Origin of the sequence: Escherichia sp. KTE52, from assembly GCF_000408325.1 — a bacterium.
Taxonomy (GTDB): Bacteria; Pseudomonadota; Gammaproteobacteria; order Enterobacterales; family Enterobacteriaceae; genus Escherichia; species Escherichia marmotae.
On the sequence record NZ_KE138680.1, the window covers coordinates 502,103 to 519,529 of the forward strand.

Genomic DNA, 17,427 nt, shown 5'->3' on the forward strand with positions numbered 1-17,427 from the left:
AAAAAGGCGTGCTACATTGACGACAGAATCCCTTTATGGAGTAACCACGCGTTATGATACGTTTCGCCGTGATTGGCACGAACTGGATCACCCGCCAGTTCGTCGAGGCCGCCCATGAGAGCGGCAAATACAAGTTAACCGCCGTCTATTCCCGCAGCCTTGAACAGGCCCAGCACTTCGCCAATGATTTTTCTGTCGAGCATCTGTTCACTTCGCTGGAAGCGATGGCGGAAAGCGATGCCATTGACGCGGTGTATATTGCCAGCCCGAATGCCCTGCATTTTTCCCAGACGCAGCTTTTCCTCAGTCACAAAATGCATGTAATTTGCGAGAAACCGCTGGCGTCGAATCTGGCGGAAGTGGATGCCGCTATTGCCTGCGCGCGGGAAAATCAGGTGGTGCTGTTTGAAGCATTTAAAACGGCCAGCCTGCCTAACTTTCATTTGTTACGCCAGGCGCTGCCGAAAGTCGGCAAATTGCGTAAAGTCTTTTTTAACTACTGCCAGTACTCTTCGCGTTATCAACGTTATCTCGACGGCGAGAATCCCAATACCTTTAATCCGGCGTTCTCTAACGGCTCGATCATGGATATCGGCTTTTACTGCCTGGCGTCGGCAGTGGCGTTATTTGGTGAGCCGAAAAGCGTGCAGGCAACCGCCAGTTTGCTGGCAAGCGGCGTGGATGCCCACGGCGTGGTGGTGATGGATTACGGTGATTTCAGCGTTACGTTGCAGCACTCCAAAGTCAGCGATTCTGTACTGGCAAGCGAGATTCAGGGCGAAGCGGGATCACTGGTAATTGAAAAACTTTCCGAGTGCCAGAAAGTCTGTTTTGTACCGCGTGGCAGCCAGATGCAGGATCTCACCTTGCCGCAGCATATTAATACCATGCTCTACGAAGCAGAGCTGTTCACCACTCTGGTGGATGAGCATCTGGTAGATCATCCGGGTCTGGCAGTCAGTCGTATCACCGCCAAACTGCTGACCGAGATCCGCCGCCAGACCGGGGTGATTTTTCCGGCAGATAGCGTAAAGCAATAATTGTTACCGTAAAGCAGTGTAAAAGGCATGTAACAGACCATTGACTGGATGAATGGTCTGTCATACTTTGTTACCTGCAAAGGGGAGTAACTTCATTGCCGGTCGATCGTCATTACGATGTGTGAAAAACCACATCCGGTCACCGGGCAACCCGAAAGGAATACGCAGACGTATTCCTTTTTTGTTGTAAGTGAGACCTTGCCGGAAGGCGAGGTCTATGCATAAAAAGCAGCGGCTGACGTCTTCCGACGTTGGCCGTTTTTTTATGTGTAAGGAACTTCTATGAATACTGTCGGCACGCCGTTGTTATGGGGCGGATTCGCTGTCGTTGTCGCTGTTATGCTGGCTATCGACCTGTTGTTGCAGGGGCGTCGGGGTGCGCACGCTATGACCATGAAACAGGCTGCAGCCTGGTCACTGGTTTGGGTGACGCTGTCGTTACTGTTTAACGCCGCTTTCTGGTGGTATCTGGCGCAGACACAGGGACGCGAAGTCGCGGACCCGCAGGCGCTGGCCTTCCTCACTGGTTATCTGATTGAGAAATCTCTGGCGGTTGATAACGTCTTTGTCTGGCTGATGTTGTTCAGCTATTTCTCTGTTCCGGCGGCATTACAACGCCGCGTGCTGGTGTATGGCGTGCTCGGGGCGATTGTCCTGCGTACTATCATGATCTTCACCGGTAGCTGGCTGATTTCGCAGTTCGACTGGATCCTGTATATCTTTGGCGCATTCCTGCTGTTTACTGGCGTGAAGATGGCATTGGCCCATGAAGACGAATCAGGGATTGGCGACAAGCCGCTGGTACGCTGGCTGCGGGGTCATTTGCGCATGACCGACACCATCGACAACGAGCACTTCTTTGTGCGTAAGAATGGCTTGCTGTATGCCACGCCGCTGATGCTGGTGTTGATTCTGGTGGAGTTAAGCGACGTGATTTTCGCCGTGGATAGCATTCCGGCAATCTTCGCCGTCACCACCGATCCGTTCATTGTGCTGACCTCAAACCTGTTTGCGATACTCGGCCTGCGTGCGATGTATTTCCTGCTGGCGGGCGTGGCGGAGCGTTTCTCGATGCTCAAATATGGCCTGGCGGTGATTCTGGTGTTTATTGGTATCAAGATGCTGATTGTCGATTTCTACCATATTCCGATCGCCGTCTCGCTGGGCGTGGTGTTTGGCATTCTGGTGACGACGTTTATTATCAACGCGTGGGTGAATTATCAGCATGATAAGCAGCGGGTAGAGTAATTCGCTGTATATTAAGCCATTACTGGAGATAACTCATTCCAGACAAAGATGAGCTATTAATTATGTAATCGACTTATAGCTCGTTACAAAAAGACCGCATGGATGCGCGGCGAGGGCGTGTTTTACAGGGATGTTACCTCGCGCCCGTACCCGGTAGCCGCAAGGGATAAGCTGAGGGAACCGCGCGGCGGCGATTTTGTTCGCCAGAGCCCGGGGTGCAGGGGGCAGCGGCGATTGGCCGCCCCCTGCGCGCTCCCTGCGCCAGTGACTTTATATGGCATTGCACATTAAAGGAGCGCAACCGTTCTCATACTCCAAATAGTTTTGCCCATATGTTATCTAATCAGCCTTAGTAGTCAGTCCTTCCCTCTGTTTATGTCAAATAAATGTAACCATTAAGTTACAAAATATGACCTCTCTTTAAAATCCAGTATTTTTAGCTTCCCGAACCCACAACTTTCCTTATACTCAACCTTGCAAATACTTTGTTACATCCTGAAAGATGCGTCGACAGAACGCACCAGGGATGTGCGACAACACAACGAAAGGATCGAAAAATGACTACGCAACGTTCACCGGGGATATTCCGGCGTCTGGCTCATGGCAGCCTGGTAAAACAAATCCTGGTCGGCCTTGTTCTGGGGATTCTCCTGGCATGGATCTCAAAACCGGCGGCTGAAGCTGTCGGCCTGTTAGGCACCCTGTTCGTCGGCGCGCTGAAAGCTGTAGCGCCAATCCTGGTGCTGATGCTGGTAATGGCTTCCATCGCTAACCACCAGCACGGACAAAAAACCAATATCCGCCCTATTCTGTTTCTCTATTTGCTGGGTACTTTCTCCGCTGCACTGGCCGCAGTTGTCTTCAGCTTCGCCTTCCCTTCTACTCTGCATTTATCCAGCAGTGCGGGGGATATTACCCCCCCGTCAGGCATTATTGAGGTCATGCGCGGGTTGCTGATGAGTATGGTTTCCAACCCTATCGACGCCCTGCTAAAAGGTAATTACATCGGGATTCTGGTGTGGGCGATTGGCCTCGGTTTTGCCCTGCGTCATGGTAACGAGACCACCAAAAACCTGGTCAACGATATGTCGAATGCCGTCACCTTTATGGTGAAGCTGGTGATTCGCTTCGCGCCGATCGGTATTTTTGGCCTGGTTTCTTCTACGCTGGCAACCACAGGGTTCGACACGTTGTGGGGTTATGCGCAACTGCTCGCGGTGCTGGTTGGCTGTATGCTGTTGGTGGCGCTGGTGGTTAATCCACTGCTGGTATGGTGGAAAATTCGTCGTAATCCGTTCCCGCTGGTACTGCTGTGCCTACGTGAAAGCGGCGTGTACGCCTTCTTCACCCGTAGCTCTGCGGCGAATATTCCGGTGAATATGGCGCTGTGCGAAAAGCTGAATCTGGATCGTGATACCTATTCCGTTTCTATTCCGCTGGGAGCAACCATCAATATGGCGGGCGCGGCGATCACCATTACGGTGTTGACGCTGGCAGCGGTCAATACGCTGGGTATTCCGGTGGATCTGCCCACGGCGCTGCTGTTGAGCGTGGTTGCTTCTTTGTGTGCCTGTGGCGCATCAGGCGTAGCAGGTGGTTCTCTGCTGCTGATCCCGCTGGCCTGTAATATGTTCGGTATCCCAAACGACATCGCCATGCAGGTGGTCGCCGTCGGCTTTATTATCGGCGTATTGCAGGACTCCTGCGAAACCGCGCTGAACTCGTCAACTGACGTGCTGTTCACCGCGGCAGCATGCCAGGCGGAAGATGAGCGTCTGGCAAATAGCGCCCTGCGTAATTAATGCTTAACCCCTTTCGTCTACGGCGGAAGGGGTTTTCTCTACTTTAAACGGATCAATTCCCCTTTTCTGCATCCGCCAGAAACGAATGATATTCAGGCCATTCATCAACAGAAAACTGCCTTCAATCATCGTGCCACCAATCGACCCGGCCCAAAAGTTGTGAATCACCCAGCAACACGTTGAAAACCACATCACGCAGCGCATAGTCAGCCCTTTACAGCGAAACAGCGCCCAGGTACTGACGATCGTGCCAATAACCGGCAGTAATTCAACAGGATGATGGAACTTCGCCAGGCCAATTCCGCCAGTGAGCACAATGAAGATTGTCATCACCCATAAGCTGCGCGTGCGTAGGGTAATCAGTGTACGGATGGCGTTAAGGATGGCACTGGCACCGGCAGGATAGGTGCCCAGGAGAAAGAAATGCACGCCGATAACGGCGCTATAGACCGAAAGCTGCTTTTTGAAGCGACGTTCGTCACGGTTGAAAAATGTTGTGATACCAATCAGAAAGGCGATGACACCCACGCCCTGGGCCAGCCAATACGCGGTCATGATAAATCCTTAGCAGGTATGGAAAAGCAAACGGCGCTTCACATTATGAAACGCCGTTTTTTATTAACAACTCATTTCGATCTTATAACGTTACGCCGCTTTTAAAGATCGCCAGTTCGCGGAAGTCGTTACGCTCGTTGCAAGTTTGCTTACCGTTGGCAAACTCAACGATGGTGTCGATAAACTCTTCCAGCAACTGCGGCATCGCTTTACCGTGGATCAACTGACCCGCGTCAAAGTCGATCCAGTGTTTTTTCTTCGCCGCCAGTTCGCTGTTGGTGGCGATTTTCACTGTTGGAACAAAACCACCATACGGCGTACCGCGACCAGTACTGAACAACACCATATGGCAGCCTGCGCCCGCCAGTGCGCTGGTTGCCACGGCATCGTTACCCGGCGCGCTTAACAGGTTCAGTCCCGGCGTTTTCAGACGTTCGCCGTAACGCAACACATCAACCACTTCACTGGAACCCGCTTTCTGAGTACAACCAAGTGATTTGTCTTCCAGCGTGGTAATACCGCCTGCTTTGTTCCCCGGTGATGGGTTTTCGTAGATCGGCTGGTCATGGGCAATAAAGTACTGTTTGAAGTCGTTAACCATAGTGACCAGTTTTTCAAACGTCGCTTCATCGCGGCAATGACTCATCAGCAACTGCTCTGCACCGAACATCTCCGGCACTTCTGTCAGTACGGTAGTACCGCCATTAGCAATCACGTAGTCAGAAAAACGCCCCAGCATCGGGTTAGCGGTAATACCAGAAAGACCGTCGGAACCGCCGCACTCCAGACCAAACTTCAGTTCACTGAGTTTGCCCGGCTCGCGCTTGTCGTTGCGCATCACGTTATACAACTGATGCAGATGTTCGATCCCGGCTTCGATTTCATCGTCCTGCTGCTGGCAGATCATGAAATGAACGCGTTCAGGATCAATATCCCCCAGCGTTTCGCGGAAAGCATCAACCTGGTTGTTTTCACAACCCAAACCAATCACCAGTACTGCGCCCGCATTCGGATGGCGCACCATGTTTTGCAGCATAGTACGAGTATTGATGTGATCGTCGCCCAACTGCGAGCAGCCGTAGGTGTGGCTGAAGAGGAACACACCATCAGTCCCTTCGGCGTTGTTAGTCTCTTTCAGGAAACGATTCTGGATCTGCCGCGCGATGCCATTGACACAGCCAACGGTCGGCAAGATCCACAACTCATTACGCACCCCGACATCGCCGTTAGCGCGACGATAGATCTGCACTTCACGATCTGCCGCTTGTGCTGGCAGATCGTGAAAATCAGGTTGATAGCGATACTGATCCAGATCGCTCAGATTCGTGCGCGTATTGTGGGCGTGAACGTGTTCCCCCGCCGCAATATCCGCCAATGCATAACCAATCGGCAGACCATATTTAATGACGTTGGCTCCTTTTGCGATATCCGTTAACGCAAATTTATGTCCACGAGCGACGTCCTGACGCAGCGTAACAGTCTGGCTATCGACACTGACTTCTGTGCCTTCAGCCAGATCCGCTAAAGCGACCGCGACGTTATCCAGCGCATGGATCTTGATGTATTGCATATCAACCCCAGACCTTAGTTCAGTTCAATGGCGAAGTAGTCACGCGCATTGTTAAAGCAAATATTTTTCACCATCTCGCCCAGCAGGTTGATGTCCGCCGGTGCTTCGCCTGCTTCCACCCAGCGACCGATCATCTGGCACAGAATGCGGCGGAAGTATTCGTGACGGGTGTATGACAGGAAACTACGGCTGTCAGTCAGCATACCGACAAAGCGGCTCAGCAGACCGAGCTGCGCCAGTTGGGTCATCTGACGTTCCATACCGTCTTTCTGGTCGTTAAACCACCAGCCGGAACCGAACTGCATTTTGCCCGGCATACCTTCGCCCTGGAAGTTACCGATCATGGTGCCCAGCACTTCGTTATCGCGCGGGTTCAGGCAGTAAAGAATGGTTTTTGGCAGCAGGTTTTCTTCGTTCTGTTTGCTCAGCAGCTTAGACAGTTCTTCCGCCATCGGACGGTCGTTGATGGAGTCGAAGCCTACATCCGGCCCCAGCAGTTTGAACTGACGCAGGTTGTTATTACGTAGTGCGCCAATGTGGTACTGCTGCACCCAACCGCGACGTGCGTATTCGGCACCAAGGAACACCAGTACCGCAGTTTTAAACTGTGCCACTTCGTGCTCACTCAGAGTTTCACCAGCCAGACGGCGTGCCAGGATGCTATCCAGTTCCGCTTCGTTCGCTTCGGCAAACATCACCACATCCAGCGCGTGGTCAGACACTTTACAACCGTGAGCGGCGAAGTGATCCAGACGTTTGGTCAGGGCGGTTTGCAGATCAGCAAAGCGGCGAATGTCGGTGTCGGAAACTTCGCCCAGCTTCGCCATATAGTCGTTAAAAGTCGCCTGTTCGATGTTGAAGGCTTTATCCGGACGCCAGCTCGGCAGCACTTTAATGGTGAAAGAACCGTCTTTGGCGATCTCTGCGTGATGTTCCAGAGAATCAATCGGATCGTCGGTGGTGCCAACCATTTTCACGTTCATCTGCTGCATGATGCCGCGCGCGGAGAAGTTATCCTGCGCCAGCAATTCGTTACATTCGTTCCAGATCTCATCGGCAGTCGACGGAGACAGCAGTTTACCGGTGATACCAAACGGACGGCGCAGTTCCAGATGCGTCCAGTGGTATAACGGGTTGCCGATAGTGTGTGGAACGGTCGCCGCCCACGCATCAAACTTCTCACGGTCAGAGGCATCACCTGTACACAAGCGTTCAGCCACGCCATTGGTACGCATTGCACGCCATTTGTAGTGATCACCTTTCAACCAGATGTCATACAAATTCTTAAAGCGATAATCTTCTGCGATCTGCTGCGGCGGCAAATGACAGTGGTAATCGAAAATCGGCTGGTCTTTTGCGTAGTCGTGATACAGGCGGCGGGCAAATTCAGTATCTAACAGGAAATCTTCAGTCATAAACGGAGTCATTTTCGTCTTCCTCTCAACGAGTGAGCTAGCTTGCTTATGGTGCGATGCTGACAAAGTTATCACACCAATTTCCAGAGCCAGAAGATATTTTCGTGAGTTAGATCAATAAACGTAGTTAAAAAAATTACTCTCAAAGTGGTAAACACCGCCGCAAGCCGCGCCATTTCTGGCCTCGTCATTATCCAGTAATGTCCCTACAAATATTCGCACATTTGTGATGGCTCTCACCTTTTAAAGTTGTATGACAAGTTATCTTTCTGCCGTCGCAAATCATAAGTCGACGGAATGCAAATTGCTGATTCATTCATTTGTTAGATGAATCGGGTTGACCGGTACGGAAGCCGAATTAGCACGAAACTTTCATGGCAACGTTCGGGGCGTGCCGGTTTTTTTTTCGGTTACCCGGTCGTAACTAACATCTTCAGCCTCTGGCGGGATGATGGCCGCGATTCCTGCGGATATAACAAAACGATGAGGTTTTACATGCGTAAAATTAAAGGGTTACGTTGGTACATGATCGCACTGGTGACGCTCGGCACCGTGCTTGGCTACCTGACGCGTAACACTGTAGCGGCGGCTGCGCCAACTCTGATGGAAGAGTTAAACATCTCCACCCAACAGTATTCCTACATCATCGCAGCCTATTCTGCTGCTTATACGATCATGCAACCGGTAGCGGGTTATGTACTGGATGTTCTGGGTACAAAAATCGGTTACGCGATGTTTGCCGTGTTGTGGGCAGTGTTCTGTGGCGCTACCGCGCTGGCGGGTAGCTGGGGCGGCCTGGCGATTGCTCGTGGTGCAGTAGGTGCTGCTGAAGCGGCAATGATCCCGGCGGGTCTGAAAGCCAGCTCCGAATGGTTCCCGGCGAAAGAGCGTTCCATCGCAGTAGGTTACTTTAACGTTGGTTCTTCAATTGGCGCGATGATTGCACCGCCGCTGGTAGTATGGGCAATCGTAATGCATAGCTGGCAGATGGCATTTATCATCTCTGGTGCATTGAGCTTTATCTGGGCGATGGCATGGCTGATTTTCTATAAGCATCCACGCGACCAGAAGCATCTGACCGATGAAGAACGCGACTACATTATTAATGGTCAGGAAGCCCAGCACCAGGTTGGCACGGCGAAAAAACTGTCCGTTGGTCAGATCCTGCGTAACCGTCAGTTCTGGGGTATCGCACTGCCGCGCTTCCTGGCGGAACCCGCCTGGGGTACTTTCAACGCGTGGATCCCGCTGTTCATGTTTAAAGTTTACGGCTTTAACCTGAAAGAGATCGCTATGTTTGCCTGGATGCCGATGCTGTTTGCTGACCTCGGTTGCATCCTCGGTGGTTACCTGCCGCCGCTGTTCCAGCGCTGGTTTGGTGTGAACCTGATCGTGTCCCGTAAGATGGTTGTAACGCTGGGTGCGGTACTGATGATTGGCCCGGGTATGATCGGTCTGTTCACCAACCCGTATGTAGCGATTATGCTGCTGTGTATCGGTGGTTTTGCTCACCAGGCACTGTCTGGCGCGCTGATTACGCTCTCTTCTGACGTGTTCGGTCGTAACGAAGTGGCAACGGCAAACGGTCTGACCGGGATGTCCGCATGGCTGGCAAGTACGCTGTTTGCGCTGGTTGTGGGTGCACTGGCTGACACCATCGGCTTCAGCCCGCTGTTCGCGGTACTGGCAGTGTTCGACCTGTTAGGCGCGCTGGTTATCTGGACGGTATTGCAGAACAAACCAGCGATTGAGGTGGCGCAGGAAACACATAACGATCCCGCACCGCAACATTAACGCAAAGTATAAGTTTTAGTTTCCCTTCGAAGCCGCCTTTTCAGGCGGCTTTTTCATCACTGCGAGTAGAGCAAATCTCGCAAAAGTGGTATAACAAATATAGTCTGCTGTATCATGCCTGGAGCGCATATGGAAATCTCTGAACCACGCCGTTTGTACCAACAACTTGCTGCTGACCTGAAAGAGCGCATCGAGCAGGGCGTCTATCTGGTGGGTGATAAATTACCCGCCGAACGTTTTATTGCCGATGAAAAAAACGTCAGCCGCACCGTGGTTCGTGAAGCCATCATCATGCTGGAAGTAGAAGGCTATGTAGAGGTGCGTAAAGGCTCAGGTATTCATGTGGTTTCCAACCAGCCTCGCCATCAGCAAGCGGCTGACGATAATATGGAATTTGCTAATTACGGTCCGTTTGAGTTGCTCCAGGCACGCCAGCTCATCGAAAGCAATATTGCTGAGTTTGCCGCTACCCAGGTCACTAAACAGGACATCATGAAACTGATGGCCATCCAGGAGCAGGCACGCGGCGAACAATGCTTCCGCGATTCCGAGTGGGACTTGCAGTTTCATATTCAGGTAGCCCTGGCAACGCAGAACTCGGCGCTGGCAGCCATCGTTGAGAAAATGTGGACCCAGCGTAGCCATAACCCGTACTGGAAAAAACTCCACGAACACATTGATTCTCGTACCGTCGATAACTGGTGCGATGACCACGATCAAATCCTTAAAGCGCTGATTCGCAAAGATCCCCATGCCGCTAAACTGGCAATGTGGCAGCATCTGGAAAACACTAAAATTATGTTATTTAACGAAACCAGTGATGATTTCGAATTCAATGCTGACCGTTACCTGTTTGCTGAAAACCCGGTTGTACATCTGGATACGGCTGCCAATAGCAATAAATAGCCCTCTCTTCTGACAGGCGCTGCCAGGTGCCTGTGCGCTTTATCAGTAAGCGAAAAGTATAAAGTGTCAGCCTGTGTAAATCCTCTCGCCACCCTCCCCTGCAATCAGCAAAATCAGACCCCACGGACATGTAATTTTGATAACGAACAACGTTGACCTTTGTTACAATTAGATTCAATTTGAATTTATGCTATTAAATGTTTTCTTATCTCACGTTTTAACAGGGAATAGTTCAGGCCGTGTTGGTGTCCCGACCCGCAATCCATACAAAAACAGTAATAACCTGGCGGGAGTGCATCATTTAAAACCGGCGTGGCGTTAACCGATTCACCAGGAATAATGAATGGAACTTTTGACCCAATTACTGCAAGCCCTGTGGGCGCAGGATTTTGAAACGCTGGCCAATCCATCGATGATTGGCATGTTGTATTTTGTCTTGTTTGTAATTTTGTTCCTTGAAAACGGCTTGCTTCCGGCAGCCTTTTTACCGGGCGACAGCTTACTGGTGTTGGTCGGTGTATTGATTGCTAAAGGCGCGATGGGGTATCCGCAAACGATTCTGTTACTGACCGTTGCCGCCAGCCTTGGCTGCTGGGTCAGTTACATACAGGGGCGATGGCTGGGCAATACCCGCACCGTGCAAAACTGGCTTTCCCATTTACCCGCGCACTATCACCAACGCGCACATCATCTTTTTCACAAACACGGTTTATCCGCGTTGCTGATTGGTCGCTTTATTGCGTTTGTCAGAACATTACTGCCGACTATTGCCGGGTTGTCAGGGCTGAATAATGCCCGTTTTCAGTTCTTCAACTGGATGAGCGGTCTGCTGTGGGTGTTGATCCTGACAACCTTAGGATACATGCTCGGCAAAACGCCGGTATTTTTGAAGTATGAGGATCAGCTCATGTCATGCCTGATGCTGCTCCCGGTGGTACTGCTGGTGTTTGGTCTGGCAGGTTCTTTGGTTGTGTTATGGAAAAAGAAATATGGAAATCGGGGGTAAGGGATGCAAATACCTCGCATGTCGCTTCGTCAGCTAGTCTGGTCCGGCGCTGCTTTACTGCTGGTCGGCATGCTGCTGCTGGCCTGGTCCGCGGTTCGTCAGCAAGATTCAACGCTGGCGATCCGTGCCGTTCATCAAGGCACGACGATGCCAGACGGTTTTTCCATCTGGCATCACCTTGACGCTCATGGCATTCCTTTCAAAAGCATCACTCCCAAGAATGACACTCTACTGATTACATTTGATTCCAGCGACCAGAGTGCCGCCGCAAAAGCTGTTCTCGACAGAACATTGCCTCATGGCTACATCATTGCACAGCAGGACAATAATAGTCAGGCTATGCAGTGGCTGACCCGGCTGCGAGATAACTCTCATCGCTTCGGATAACTTCCTGTTATCCGAAACATATCACTCACTTTGGTGATTTCACTGTTACTGTCTATGATTAATGAGGCGGTGGTTAACACTACCGCTTCGTTGTCTGGACAATCGTTCCTCTGTAATGGGTCCGAGTCACAATGGAAGGTTCAAGAATGAAATACCGCATCGCTTTAGCTGTTTCTCTTTTTGCTCTTAGTGTCAGTAGTTATGCCACTACTCTTTGTCAGGAAAAGGAGCAAAATATCCTTAAGGAGATCAGCTATGCTGAAAAACACCAAAACCAGAATCGTATCAACGGCCTGAACAAAGCCCTTAGAGAAGTACGGGCCAATTGTTCAGATAGCCAACTGCGCGCCGATCATCAGAAGAAAATCGCAAAGCAGAGAGATGAGGTAGCGGAACGCAAACATGATTTAGCCGAGGCCAAGCAAAAAGGCGATGCGGATAAGATTGCCAAACGCGAACGGAAACTGGCAGAAGCGCAGGAAGAGCTGAAAAAGCTGGAAGCGCGCGCCTACTAATCCACAATAGTCACTACTTACTCACCTGGAGAAAACTATGTCGAAAGAACACACTACGGAACATCTGCGTGCTGAGTTGAAATCCCTGTCTGATACGCTGGAAGAAGTACTAAGCGCTTCAGGAGAGAAGTCGAAAGAAGAGTTGAGTAAGATTCGCAGCAAAGCGGAGCAGGCACTGAAACAGAGCCGTTACCGTCTGGGTGAAACCGGTGATGCAATTGCCAAACAGACCCGTGAAGCGGCGGCACGTGCCGATGAATACGTGCGTGAAAATCCGTGGACAGGCGTAGGCATTGGCGCTGCCGTCGGTGTAGTGTTGGGCGTTCTACTGTCTCGTCGTTAATTATGGCGGACACTCAGCACGCGCAAGGGCCCGGTAAAAGCGTTCTGGGCATCGGGCAGCGAATTGTCACTATCATGGTTGAAATGGTGGAGACACGTCTGCGGCTGGCGGTGGTTGAACTGGAAGAAGAAAAAGCCAATATCTTTCAGTTATTACTGATGCTGGGTCTGACGATGCTTTTTGCTGCATTTGGTCTTATGAGCCTGATGGTGCTGATTATCTGGGCGATTGATCCGCAATATCGCCTGAATGCAATGATTGCCACCACCGTGGTGTTGTTCCTTTTAGCGCTGATTGGCGGTATCTGGACATTACGCAAGTCGCGGAAATCGACCCTGTTGCGCCATACGCGCCATGAACTGGCGAACGATCGGCAACTGCTCGAGGAGGAGTCCCGTGAGCGGTAAAGTCGAACGTGAACGCCGCAAGGCACAGCTACTTAGCCAGATCCAGCAACAACGGCTGGATCTTTCCGCCAGTCGTCGTGACTGGCTGGAGGCAACAGGCGCTTACGATCGTCGCTGGAATATGCTGTTGAGTTTGCGCTCCTGGGCGCTGGTTGGCAGCAGCGTGATGGCTATCTGGACAATTCGCCATCCGAATATGCTGGTTCGCTGGGCCAGACGCGGTTTTGGCGTATGGAGTGCCTGGCGTCTGGTTAAAAGTACGATTAATCAGCAGCAGCTTCGCGGTTAATTACCTCTCTGGCCGGAGTCATTCCGGCCTTATCCCTCAAATTTTTTGAAAATTTTTGACAGTTTTCCTTGCTAACAATCACCATTCACTACGTTTATGCTTCTCTCCATCGACAGCAACGACGCTAATACCGCGCTCTTGCAGAAAAAAACAATCAGCGGCCTGAGTGGCGCAGTGGAGAGTAAGATGAAAAAATTAGAAGATGTTGGTGTACTGGTAGCGCGTATTTTAATGCCAATTCTGTTTATTAGCGCAGGTTGGGGGAAAATTACCGGTTATGCAGGCACGCAACAATACATGGAAGCGATGGGTGTCCCGGGCTTTATGCTGCCGCTGGTGATCCTGCTTGAGTTCGGTGGCGGTCTGGCAATCCTGTTCGGTTTCCTGACGCGTACCACCGCACTGTTTACCGCTGGCTTTACACTGTTGACGGCATTTTTATTTCACAGCAACTTTGCCGAAGGCATGAACTCGCTAATGTTTATGAAAAATATGACTATTTCTGGTGGATACCTGCTTCTGGCGATTACCGGTCCGGGCGCATATAGCATCGACCGCCTGCTGAATAAAAAGTGGTAAGCACAGGCTATACTTAACGATAAAAAACGAGGAGGAAGCTCCTCGTTTTTGCTATTGGAGGAAAAAAAATGGGTCAACTGATTGACGGTGTCTGGTATGACACCTGGTACGACACAAAATCCACCGGCGGTAAATTTCAACGTTCAGCTTCCGCATTTCGTAACTGGCTCACTGCCGATGGCGCGCCTGGGCCGACTGGCAAAGGTGGTTTTGTCGCAGAAAAAAACCGCTACCATCTCTATGTTTCACTCGCCTGCCCGTGGGCACACCGCACGCTGATTATGCGTAAACTCAAAGGTCTGGAACCGTTCATCTCTGTTTCCGTGGTGAACCCACTGATGCTGGAAAATGGCTGGACCTTTGATGACAGTTTTCCAGGTGCAACCGGCGACACGCTCTATCAACACGAGTTTCTGTATCAGCTTTACCTTCATGCCGATCCGCACTATAGCGGTCGTGTCACCGTTCCCGTGCTGTGGGACAAAAAGAATCACACCATCGTCAGCAACGAATCAGCGGAAATCATCCGCATGTTCAATACCGCTTTTGATGCGCTGGGTGCGAAAGCTGGTGATTACTACCCGCCTGCACTGCAAACGAAAATTGACGAACTCAATGACTGGATTTACGACACCGTTAACAATGGCGTCTATAAGGCCGGTTTCGCCACCAGCCAACAGGCCTATGACGAAGCAGTGGTAAAAGTATTTGAATCACTGGCGCGCCTGGAACAGATCTTAGGGCAGCATCGCTTCCTGACAGGTAACCAGCTCACCGAAGCCGATATTCGCCTGTGGACCACATTGATCCGTTTTGATCCGGTGTATGTCACCCACTTCAAGTGCGATAAGCACCGCATCAGCGATTACCTGAACCTGTACGGCTTCCTGCGCGATATCTACCAGATGCCGGGGATTGCCGAAACTGTCAATTTCGATCATATCCGTAATCACTACTTCCGCAGCCATAAGACCATCAATCCCACCGGGATTATTTCGATTGGTCCGTGGCAGGATCTCGATGAACCACACGGGCGGGATGTTCGCTTCAGCTAAACAAAGGTACCCTTCACGATGCCTTATTAATTCATCAAGTTAATATTTACTGTAATTTCATTCATGTCTATTCTTAATTTGCTGCTTTAAAAACAAGTGATTGAGCAAAATTGAGGCAAAAATGGACTGGTATCTGAAAGTACTGAAAAATTATGTCGGTTTCCGGGGACGTGCGCGGCGCAAAGAGTACTGGATGTTTATTCTGGTCAACATCATCTTTACGTTCGTGCTGGGGCTGCTGGACAAAATGTTAGGCTGGCAACGCGCCGGTGGCGAGGGCATTCTGACGACCATCTATGGCATTCTGGTGTTTTTACCGTGGTGGGCGGTTCAGTTCCGTCGCCTGCACGACACCGACCGCTCGGCATGGTGGGTGCTACTGTTCTTAATCCCGGTTATCGGCTGGCTGATTATCATCGTGTTTAACTGCCAGGCGGGTACACCAGGTGAAAACCGGTTTGGGCCAGACCCAAAACTGGAACAAGAATAATAATTAAGCACCTTGCAAAAGGTGCTTAATGGATTATTTTGCCGTAAACAATTTAGGGATTTCTCGCAAACACCAGGATTTTGCCTCCCCCATACTGTCGCGACGCCAGGCCATAATAATATCGATTTCGCTGGTCGATTCTGGGCTGACTACACGCAACCGCCCTTCAGCAATATCTTTTTCGACCATCGGGTACGGCATGGTTGCCACGCCAAGCCCCGCCAGTAACGCCTGCCGTTTATCTTCAATGGTGCTGACCGTTAAGCGCGGCTGTTTGTCCAGCAACTGCACCGTCAATACCGGACGCTCACGGGCGGTATCTGCCACCGCGATCCCACGATATTTCACACGCGTAACCTCCGAAAGCGGCTCCGGCTCCTGATGAATCGGGTGATTCGGCGCGGCGACGTAGACATTCATTAAGGTATAGAGCTTGCGCGAGTTGATCTCCGACGAAGAACGAAAATGCATATCCGGCGCGATAACAATATCTGCCCGGCCCTGCTCCAGTCGCTCCCACGCCCCCGCCAGCACCTCGGTGATGATTGCCAGTTGGGTATTGGCTTTCGCCGCCAGTTTGTCGATTAACGGGAAAAAGGCCGATGTCGGCACCAGCGCCTCGGTCACAATAGTGAGATGTGTTTCCCAACCGCGCGCGAGGGCTTCGGCATCAGTAGTCAGTTTATCTGCTGCCTCCAGCAGAACACGTCCCCGCTCCAGCAACATACGCCCGACATTGGTGAATTTTGTCCGATGCCCCGAGCGGTCAAACAGCACCACATCCAGCTCTTCTTCCAGTTTTTGCATGGTGTAGCTAAGCGCAGAAGGCACGCGTCCCAGCTCATCTGCTGCTGCCGCAAAACTGCCACGGCGATCAATAGCATCCATAACACGCAGTGCTTCCAGCGTTAATGCCCTTTCTTTGGCCATATCGTTCTCATTCAGGAAATTTGAACATACCGGGCAGAATATCTGGCTAACAATGTAGCGTCCAGCCCCTTACCATAAAAGGAAGTAAAGAGAGGTCAAGAATTATGATTACTACCCGAACTGCCAGACAGTGTGGACAAGCAGACTACGGATGGTTGCAGGCCCGGTATACTTTTTCCTTTGGACACTACTTCGACCCTACATTGTTAGGCTATGCCTCCCTGCGTGTACTTAACCAGGAAGTGCTGACCCCAGGTGCCGCCTTCCAGCCGCGAACCTACCCAAAAGTCGATATTTTGAATGTGATTCTGGATGGAGAAGCAGAATACCGCGACAGTGAAGGCAATCATGTTCAAGCCAGCGCTGGTGAAGCCTTATTGCTTTCTACTCAGCCGGGCGTGAGTTATAGCGAACATAACATCAGCAAGGACAAATCGTTAACGCGGATGCAGCTTTGGTTGGACGCTTGTCCACAGCGGGAGAATCCGCTGATTCAAAAACTGGCGCTTAATATGGATAAGCAGCAATTAATCGCCTCGCCCGATGGCGCGAAGGGTAGCCTGCAACTGCGCCAGCAGGTGTGGCTGCATCATATCGTGCTCGATAAGAACGAAAGTGCGAGCTTTCAACTACACGGCCCGCGTGCCTATTTGCAATCGATTCACGGTCAGTTTCATGCGATTACGCACAACGAAGAGAAAGCGGCGCTGAGCTGCGGCGACGGGGCGTTTATTCGTGACGAGACTAACATTACGCTGGTTGCCGATTCCCCACTGCGCGCTTTGCTGATAGATTTACCCGTCTAGTTGTTTTTACAGGGAGAAGATGGTGAGTAAAAAATCGACGAAGAAACGTCAACAAGTGAAGTCCGTAGTGGCGAAAGAAGCCACCCGCGCTACTAAAAACTTTGGCTATGAAGAGATGTTGAGTGAGCTGGAAGCGATAGTCGCTGATGCTGAAACGCGGTTAGCCGAGGATGAAGCTACCGCGTAAAGACAGGTTGCCGGATGCGGCGTAAACGCCTTATCCGGCCTACAAAACCAACAAATTGCACAATCCGCAGGCCGGATAAGATGCGCCAGCATCGCATCCGGCA

At 51.2% G+C, this 17,427-nt stretch carries 20 protein-coding genes; 16 read left to right on the top strand and 4 right to left on the bottom strand.

The window, feature by feature from the left end:
- The first annotated feature begins 53 nt into the window (after positions 1-53).
- The 3 genes from A1SC_RS09265 (at position 54) to sstT (ending at position 4,090) form a co-directional block, all read left to right on the top strand.
- The gene (locus A1SC_RS09265; protein WP_016262574.1) at positions 54-1,040 is read left to right on the top strand and encodes a Gfo/Idh/MocA family protein; all 987 of its coding nucleotides are present in this window, start codon (positions 54-56) and stop codon (positions 1,038-1,040) included.
- A gap of 282 nt (positions 1,041-1,322) precedes the next feature.
- Positions 1,323-2,288 (top strand): TerC family membrane protein Alx, encoded by a 966-nt coding sequence (gene alx, locus A1SC_RS09260; RefSeq protein WP_001098824.1) that lies wholly within the window; start codon positions 1,323-1,325, stop codon positions 2,286-2,288.
- Between the two features lie 557 nt (positions 2,289-2,845).
- Entirely contained in the window at positions 2,846-4,090 is a 1,245-nt protein-coding gene (gene sstT, locus A1SC_RS09255; protein WP_000211634.1) for a serine/threonine transporter SstT, read from the top strand.
- A gap of 3 nt (positions 4,091-4,093) precedes the next feature.
- Here sstT and A1SC_RS09250 read toward each other — a convergent pair whose 3' ends face one another.
- The 3 genes from A1SC_RS09250 to uxaC all read right to left on the bottom strand — a co-directional run bounded on the left by A1SC_RS09250 (position 4,094) and on the right by uxaC (position 7,642).
- Positions 4,094-4,645: a YgjV family protein gene (locus A1SC_RS09250; protein ID WP_001517134.1), complete on the bottom strand. Its 552-nt coding sequence runs from the start codon at positions 4,643-4,645 to the stop codon at positions 4,094-4,096.
- Positions 4,646-4,727: 82 nt separating this feature from the next.
- Entirely contained in the window at positions 4,728-6,215 is a 1,488-nt protein-coding gene (gene uxaA, locus A1SC_RS09245) for an altronate dehydratase (RefSeq protein ID WP_001199399.1), read from the bottom strand.
- A 14-nt stretch (positions 6,216-6,229) separates the two neighbouring features.
- The gene (gene uxaC, locus A1SC_RS09240; RefSeq protein ID WP_000187442.1) at positions 6,230-7,642 is read right to left on the bottom strand and encodes a glucuronate isomerase; all 1,413 of its coding nucleotides are present in this window, start codon (positions 7,640-7,642) and stop codon (positions 6,230-6,232) included.
- Between the two features lie 483 nt (positions 7,643-8,125).
- Here uxaC and exuT point away from each other — a divergent pair, with 483 nt between their 5' ends.
- The 11 genes from exuT (at position 8,126) to A1SC_RS09185 (ending at position 15,401) form a co-directional block, all read left to right on the top strand.
- Positions 8,126-9,424, top strand: coding sequence for a hexuronate transporter ExuT (gene exuT, locus A1SC_RS09235; RefSeq protein WP_001517135.1), 1,299 nt, complete (start codon positions 8,126-8,128; stop codon positions 9,422-9,424).
- A 129-nt stretch (positions 9,425-9,553) separates the two neighbouring features.
- Complete coding sequence (gene exuR / locus A1SC_RS09230; protein WP_000406032.1) at positions 9,554-10,330, top strand: transcriptional regulator ExuR; 777 nt, start codon at positions 9,554-9,556, stop codon at positions 10,328-10,330.
- Positions 10,331-10,673: 343 nt separating this feature from the next.
- Positions 10,674-11,336, top strand: coding sequence for a DedA family general envelope maintenance protein YqjA (gene yqjA / locus A1SC_RS09225; RefSeq protein ID WP_000422149.1), 663 nt, complete (start codon positions 10,674-10,676; stop codon positions 11,334-11,336).
- Positions 11,337-11,339: 3 nt separating this feature from the next.
- Positions 11,340-11,723, top strand: a complete 384-nt coding sequence (gene mzrA / locus A1SC_RS09220; protein ID WP_016262575.1) for an EnvZ/OmpR regulon moderator MzrA — start codon at positions 11,340-11,342, stop codon at positions 11,721-11,723.
- Positions 11,724-11,869: 146 nt separating this feature from the next.
- On the top strand, positions 11,870-12,238 hold the full coding sequence (yqjC, locus tag A1SC_RS09215; protein ID WP_010379140.1) for a DUF1090 family protein YqjC: 369 nt from the start codon (positions 11,870-11,872) through the stop codon (positions 12,236-12,238).
- A gap of 37 nt (positions 12,239-12,275) precedes the next feature.
- Positions 12,276-12,581: an ElaB/YgaM/YqjD family protein gene (locus A1SC_RS09210; protein ID WP_000031410.1), complete on the top strand. Its 306-nt coding sequence runs from the start codon at positions 12,276-12,278 to the stop codon at positions 12,579-12,581.
- A 2-nt stretch (positions 12,582-12,583) separates the two neighbouring features.
- Positions 12,584-12,988: a phage holin family protein gene (locus A1SC_RS09205; RefSeq protein WP_001517136.1), complete on the top strand. Its 405-nt coding sequence runs from the start codon at positions 12,584-12,586 to the stop codon at positions 12,986-12,988.
- Positions 12,978-13,277: a YqjK-like family protein gene (locus A1SC_RS09200; RefSeq protein WP_000015590.1), complete on the top strand. Its 300-nt coding sequence runs from the start codon at positions 12,978-12,980 to the stop codon at positions 13,275-13,277. The genes A1SC_RS09205 and A1SC_RS09200 overlap by 11 nt, the downstream gene beginning before the upstream one ends.
- Positions 13,278-13,463: 186 nt before the next feature.
- Entirely contained in the window at positions 13,464-13,856 is a 393-nt protein-coding gene (locus tag A1SC_RS09195) for a DoxX family protein (RefSeq protein WP_000732229.1), read from the top strand.
- A 68-nt stretch (positions 13,857-13,924) separates the two neighbouring features.
- Complete coding sequence (gene yqjG, locus A1SC_RS09190) at positions 13,925-14,911, top strand: glutathionyl-hydroquinone reductase YqjG (RefSeq protein ID WP_016262576.1); 987 nt, start codon at positions 13,925-13,927, stop codon at positions 14,909-14,911.
- Between the two features lie 121 nt (positions 14,912-15,032).
- On the top strand, positions 15,033-15,401 hold the full coding sequence (locus A1SC_RS09185) for a DUF805 domain-containing protein (protein WP_000384147.1): 369 nt from the start codon (positions 15,033-15,035) through the stop codon (positions 15,399-15,401).
- A 33-nt stretch (positions 15,402-15,434) separates the two neighbouring features.
- Here A1SC_RS09185 and yhaJ read toward each other — a convergent pair whose 3' ends face one another.
- Positions 15,435-16,331 carry a DNA-binding transcriptional regulator YhaJ gene (yhaJ, locus tag A1SC_RS09180; protein ID WP_001041020.1) on the bottom strand — a complete coding sequence of 299 codons (897 nt, stop codon included), beginning with the start codon at positions 16,329-16,331 and terminating at the stop codon, positions 15,435-15,437.
- Positions 16,332-16,435: 104 nt separating this feature from the next.
- Between yhaJ and A1SC_RS09175 the strand changes: the two genes are divergently transcribed.
- Together A1SC_RS09175 and yhaL are read left to right on the top strand one after the other, a co-directional pair.
- Positions 16,436-17,137: a pirin family protein gene (locus A1SC_RS09175; protein ID WP_000633605.1), complete on the top strand. Its 702-nt coding sequence runs from the start codon at positions 16,436-16,438 to the stop codon at positions 17,135-17,137.
- A gap of 22 nt (positions 17,138-17,159) precedes the next feature.
- A complete protein-coding gene (gene yhaL / locus A1SC_RS09170; protein ID WP_010379152.1) occupies positions 17,160-17,324 on the top strand; it encodes a protein YhaL in 165 nt (54 codons plus the stop codon).
- The last annotated feature ends 103 nt before the right edge of the window (positions 17,325-17,427 follow it).

Coding starts and splice junctions, on each gene's coding strand:
- A1SC_RS09250 (WP_001517134.1), bottom strand. CDS start 4,645: ATGACCGCGTATTGGCTGGCCCAGGGCGTGGGTGTCATCGCCTTTCTG.
- mzrA (WP_016262575.1), top strand. CDS start 11,340: ATGCAAATACCTCGCATGTCGCTTCGTCAGCTAGTCTGGTCCGGCGCT.
- A1SC_RS09185 (WP_000384147.1), top strand. CDS start 15,033: ATGGACTGGTATCTGAAAGTACTGAAAAATTATGTCGGTTTCCGGGGA.
- exuT (WP_001517135.1), top strand. CDS start 8,126: ATGCGTAAAATTAAAGGGTTACGTTGGTACATGATCGCACTGGTGACG.
- A1SC_RS09265 (WP_016262574.1), top strand. CDS start 54: ATGATACGTTTCGCCGTGATTGGCACGAACTGGATCACCCGCCAGTTC.
- yhaJ (WP_001041020.1), bottom strand. CDS start 16,331: ATGGCCAAAGAAAGGGCATTAACGCTGGAAGCACTGCGTGTTATGGAT.
- A1SC_RS09210 (WP_000031410.1), top strand. CDS start 12,276: ATGTCGAAAGAACACACTACGGAACATCTGCGTGCTGAGTTGAAATCC.
- A1SC_RS09205 (WP_001517136.1), top strand. CDS start 12,584: ATGGCGGACACTCAGCACGCGCAAGGGCCCGGTAAAAGCGTTCTGGGC.
- exuR (WP_000406032.1), top strand. CDS start 9,554: ATGGAAATCTCTGAACCACGCCGTTTGTACCAACAACTTGCTGCTGAC.
- yqjC (WP_010379140.1), top strand. CDS start 11,870: ATGAAATACCGCATCGCTTTAGCTGTTTCTCTTTTTGCTCTTAGTGTC.
- sstT (WP_000211634.1), top strand. CDS start 2,846: ATGACTACGCAACGTTCACCGGGGATATTCCGGCGTCTGGCTCATGGC.
- uxaA (WP_001199399.1), bottom strand. CDS start 6,215: ATGCAATACATCAAGATCCATGCGCTGGATAACGTCGCGGTCGCTTTA.
- yqjG (WP_016262576.1), top strand. CDS start 13,925: ATGGGTCAACTGATTGACGGTGTCTGGTATGACACCTGGTACGACACA.
- alx (WP_001098824.1), top strand. CDS start 1,323: ATGAATACTGTCGGCACGCCGTTGTTATGGGGCGGATTCGCTGTCGTT.
- uxaC (WP_000187442.1), bottom strand. CDS start 7,642: ATGACTCCGTTTATGACTGAAGATTTCCTGTTAGATACTGAATTTGCC.
- A1SC_RS09175 (WP_000633605.1), top strand. CDS start 16,436: ATGATTACTACCCGAACTGCCAGACAGTGTGGACAAGCAGACTACGGA.
- A1SC_RS09195 (WP_000732229.1), top strand. CDS start 13,464: ATGAAAAAATTAGAAGATGTTGGTGTACTGGTAGCGCGTATTTTAATG.
- yqjA (WP_000422149.1), top strand. CDS start 10,674: ATGGAACTTTTGACCCAATTACTGCAAGCCCTGTGGGCGCAGGATTTT.